Raw genomic sequence first — 3,644 nt, forward strand, 5'->3', positions numbered from 1 at the left:
GTCCGCTACCACCCGCGCCGAGGGCTCTCGCCCCGCCCAGGCGTAGTACCCCGCCTTCGACACACCGAGCACACGGGCCATCACCGCGATCGGGAAGTCGGCCTGGTTGGCGCTCATGAACCGGAAGACCCCGACGGCAGGACCCCGGTCTCCCGCGCAAACCAGGCCGTCGCGCGAGAGAGGATGTCACGCTCCAGCTTCAACTGCCGGTTCTCACGCCGCAACCGGATGAGTTCGTCGCGCTCGGTCGTCGTCAGGCTGGAATCGGCCGTCGGCGGCTTCGCCTCGCGCCGCCCCTCGCCGCGGTCAGCCTCCGTGACCCAGTTCTGGATGGTCTGGCGCGAGGGCTCGAACTCGCGGGCCAAGTCGGTGGGATCGCGGCCGGCGCGGACCAGATCGACCATCTGCCGGCGGAACTCGGCCGGGTATGCGGGGCGGGTCTTGGGCATCGGGGAAACACCTCACGCAAAAGCGTTCTCGGTGTCCACCAAACCGGGGCAATCCCAGTTCCGGATGCAGGACGCATTCGGCACGCGGTCAGATACCGTTGCTCTCGGGCGATTGGTCGAACTCACGGGCTTGGTGCGCGAGAGCAACGGGCGGCCGAGTTCCGAATTCAACACGATGCTGGCCGCCGTCGATGCGCTACGGCCCGAGAACGACACCGAAGGGATGCTGGCCGTGCGGATGGCCGCGACGCATCACGTCGCGATGGAGAACCTGCAACGGTCGGCGCGCGCCTCGACGCTGGAGTTGATGGAGGCGCACGGCAACCTCGCGAACAAGCTGCTGCGGACCTACGCGGCTCAGATTGAGGCCCTGGCGAAGCTGCGGCGCGGCGGGTCGCAGAAGGTCACGGTGGAGCATGTCCACGTCTACGAAGGCGGTCAGGCGATCGTCGGGAACGTCGAAACTGGCGCGCGGTCGGCCCCGGGTAGAGGGAGGGGGCAGCGCGAAAAGGAGCATCAACCCTATGGACCTACCGACCCGCGAGCCCTGGCAGTTGCGATTGACGGTGAGATGCTGCGCCCAGACCCGGAGCGGGACGCCATGCTAACCGCCCGTGATGAGCGGGAAGACGCGGTGCCGGATCCATGGCGGCGCCGAGGGCAGCGGAGCCCCGAGCGGTAGCCGGAACGGTCGTTACGTTCACGGCGGGCGGACGCAGATGGCGATGGCGTTCCGGCGCGAGTGCCGGGAAGTTCTGGCCAAGGCTAACCGGTTGATCGCCGATCTCTGACATTCAAAAAAATCCTCCCGATCTTGCGATGGGAGGATGATGATTTGCGTAACGACTAATTGGAGGTGGCTTGATCAGGTAGGCGGGACTAGATCGACTCCCACCTCAAGTGCCGTAGAAATAGATCGGCCAGACCGCCATCCGCTTTGCAGCCCCCTTGATGTTTCTCGTGCCGACTCGCTTCTCGACGGAAGCGCTCACGAAAAGAGGAGCGTCATTCCGATACCCGAGTTCGCTCGCGGGAGTCGCTGCGGAGGAAGGCATGGCACCGAGGACGGTGAAGCCGATGACGGCGAAGGCCAGGCCAGCGCGCTTGACGGTCGTGACCATTCCGGTTTGCTCCTCAATTCGCTCTACCAGCGACCGGGTGTCAAATCCTCCCGCTCGCGAAGAAGTGGGTACGACAACAATACCCAAAACTATGTGCGTTGTAGCACGTCCTTTGATATTATCCCATCGATAATTAGGTAAATTTTTATCTATTATTTTATCACGACGTTATCGATGTTATGGTCATCGGCGGGTCGCGGAACGCGGCCTGGAGCCCGTCGGCGAGGCCCTGAAGCGCGGCGGCAGCGGCCTGCTGCCGGACCTCGCGGGCGTCGTCGTGGATCTCCAGCGTCACGGCGGCGGTGAGCGCCATCTGCCGGGCGGTCTCGATCCCGGCGGCGAAGGCGGCCTGCTCTTGCGGACTCATGGCGTTACACATCAGCGCGTACCTCGCTTCTGATGGGCGGATGAAAGCACCCATGTGAATGCGGGCTTGGCGGTCCGGGCGCAGCGAAGGCGCCCCTCGACGCCGGGTGCACCCAACGCCATGCACGATGATCCCGTGTCGCCGCTCCAGCCGCCTACGGTCATGGCGAGGCTGATAGATCTCCTGGGGGAGATGCCGGTCGGGCCGGATCGACACCGTGCCGAGGCGGTCGCCGAGCGCCTGGACCTGCTGGAGTACGAAGCCCGGTGGCATGGCGCCCCGGAGGGGACGCTGGCCGCGATCCGAGGTGCCCGCGTGCTGCTTGGGTTGACCGATCTGCCGCCCATGCCGCCGATCGCCTCGCATCCAGGCTCACGTCGCTGACGGGCGGGACGCAGGATGGGGCCGAGCGAATGGCGGATCCGCTCGGGTTGATCACGGCTATGGACGGTGGGGAACGCGCGATGACCGGTAGCAAGAACGATGCAGCATCCCCCTCCATCACGGAGGTCGCTGACCGGAAGGATGCCAGCAGGAAGCGTCTCATCGAGAATGGTGGCCCGCCGGATCAGGCTTCGGATGGACAGACCGAAAGCGACGATCAGCCCACAGGCATCGTCTCGGAGGACGAGGAAACCGGCCTCATCGACCCCCTGAAGGGCAAGTAGGCTCTTCGTGACGGCGTCGGTCGGTCTCATGTGCGCGTCCTCCCGGCCGTAGCAGGCAGAAGATCGGTCCAGGCGCTGCGAAGGAGGGCGGTGCGAGCATCAGCACGGTCCGGATCGGCGTCCGCGACCTCGTCCATCAGCGTGTCGAGGGCCTGAAGCCCGCCGGCCGCGTCCGCCTCGATGCCCTTCCGGCGCAGGGCCGAGCGGAAGGCGATGGCGGCCGAGGCACCGAGGACGTGGCGGTCGATGGCGTTGAGGAGGGTGATGACCGAGGCCGCGGTGAAGGGCTTGGGGGCGAGGGTAGCGCGGCTCACGGCTGCGTCCTCCGGATGGTGCCGACGGTGGTGGGGGAGACGCCGGCGCGGCGGGCGATCTCGCGATCCGCGAGGCCCTGGTCGAGGAGGGCGAGCACGTCGCGGCGCTTGTCGGCGTTGGTGCGGCGCTGGGGGTACCCATCGGGCGGGTACCCTTCGGTGGCCAAGGGGGTATCGGATCGTGACCCCCTTTTGAGGTGTCCAGATTGGACAGAGGGGGATGGTGATCCGCCACCCCCTTCGCCATGCGGCCCCTGTCCATCTTGGACGGGCTGCGCATCCTGCTCGCGGATGCGCTGGCTCATGCGCTCGAGGTCTGCGCGGAGGGTGGCGAGGGTCGCTTAGGCTCGGGCGGTTCTGCTTCACCTCGATGCCGGGCCAGAACTCCAGCCAGGACACGCGGGCACGCACGTCGTTGAGAGATCGAGCTGGCAGGGTGTCCAGCAGGGTCCTGACGATGGCGCTGCGGGCCTGAGAGCCTGTTTGAGGGCGAGAGCTTAGGCTGGATTGTTGAGGGCGTTGGCGGCCATGAGGCAGGCGACGCAGGTGAGGCGACCGGTCGCCACGTCGAGACGGCCGGCACGCTCGCGCAGCAGGCCGCCCCAGTGGCTGAGCCAGCCGAAAGTGCGCTCGACGAGCCAGCGCCGCTCCAGCACGACGAAGCCCTTCTGATCCGGGTCCTTCTCGACGACGCGGTGGCGCATGCCGTGCAGATGGCACCAGTC

At 66.6% G+C, this 3,644-nt stretch carries 9 protein-coding genes; 3 read left to right on the forward strand and 6 right to left on the reverse strand.

Going from position 1 to position 3,644, the window contains the following annotated elements:
* Positions 1-113 precede the first annotated feature (113 nt).
* The gene (locus tag Q8W71_RS32565) at positions 114-449 is read right to left on the reverse strand and encodes a transposase (protein ID WP_305525919.1); all 336 of its coding nucleotides are present in this window, start codon (positions 447-449) and stop codon (positions 114-116) included.
* Between the two features lie 31 nt (positions 450-480).
* Here Q8W71_RS32565 and Q8W71_RS32570 point away from each other — a divergent pair, with 31 nt between their 5' ends.
* Positions 481-1,131 (forward strand): hypothetical protein, encoded by a 651-nt coding sequence (locus tag Q8W71_RS32570; RefSeq protein ID WP_305529448.1) that lies wholly within the window; start codon positions 481-483, stop codon positions 1,129-1,131.
* A gap of 214 nt (positions 1,132-1,345) precedes the next feature.
* Here the strand turns inward: Q8W71_RS32570 and Q8W71_RS32575 are convergent, their stop codons facing one another.
* Together Q8W71_RS32575 and Q8W71_RS32580 are read right to left on the reverse strand one after the other, a co-directional pair.
* Positions 1,346-1,570, reverse strand: coding sequence for a hypothetical protein (locus Q8W71_RS32575; RefSeq protein ID WP_305529449.1), 225 nt, complete (start codon positions 1,568-1,570; stop codon positions 1,346-1,348).
* A 160-nt stretch (positions 1,571-1,730) separates the two neighbouring features.
* Positions 1,731-1,937: a hypothetical protein gene (locus tag Q8W71_RS32580; RefSeq protein WP_305529450.1), complete on the reverse strand. Its 207-nt coding sequence runs from the start codon at positions 1,935-1,937 to the stop codon at positions 1,731-1,733.
* Positions 1,938-2,057: 120 nt separating this feature from the next.
* Here Q8W71_RS32580 and Q8W71_RS32585 point away from each other — a divergent pair, with 120 nt between their 5' ends.
* Complete coding sequence (locus Q8W71_RS32585) at positions 2,058-2,321, forward strand: hypothetical protein (RefSeq protein ID WP_305529451.1); 264 nt, start codon at positions 2,058-2,060, stop codon at positions 2,319-2,321.
* A gap of 29 nt (positions 2,322-2,350) precedes the next feature.
* Positions 2,351-2,605, forward strand: coding sequence for a hypothetical protein (locus tag Q8W71_RS32590; protein ID WP_305529452.1), 255 nt, complete (start codon positions 2,351-2,353; stop codon positions 2,603-2,605).
* A 26-nt stretch (positions 2,606-2,631) separates the two neighbouring features.
* Here the strand turns inward: Q8W71_RS32590 and Q8W71_RS32595 are convergent, their stop codons facing one another.
* The 3 genes from Q8W71_RS32595 to Q8W71_RS32605 all read right to left on the reverse strand — a co-directional run.
* On the reverse strand, positions 2,632-2,919 hold the full coding sequence (locus Q8W71_RS32595; RefSeq protein ID WP_305529453.1) for a hypothetical protein: 288 nt from the start codon (positions 2,917-2,919) through the stop codon (positions 2,632-2,634).
* Positions 2,916-3,086 carry a helix-turn-helix domain-containing protein gene (locus tag Q8W71_RS32600; RefSeq protein ID WP_305529454.1) on the reverse strand — a complete coding sequence of 57 codons (171 nt, stop codon included), beginning with the start codon at positions 3,084-3,086 and terminating at the stop codon, positions 2,916-2,918. Before Q8W71_RS32600 ends, Q8W71_RS32595 begins: the two co-directional genes overlap by 4 nt.
* Positions 3,087-3,416: 330 nt before the next feature.
* Positions 3,417-3,644, reverse strand: a 228-nt coding sequence (locus Q8W71_RS32605; protein ID WP_370875602.1) for a transposase, incomplete at its 5' end; no start/stop codon positions are given.

This window comes from Methylobacterium amylolyticum (genome assembly GCF_030700245.1).
Classification (GTDB): Bacteria; Pseudomonadota; Alphaproteobacteria; order Rhizobiales; family Beijerinckiaceae; genus Methylobacterium.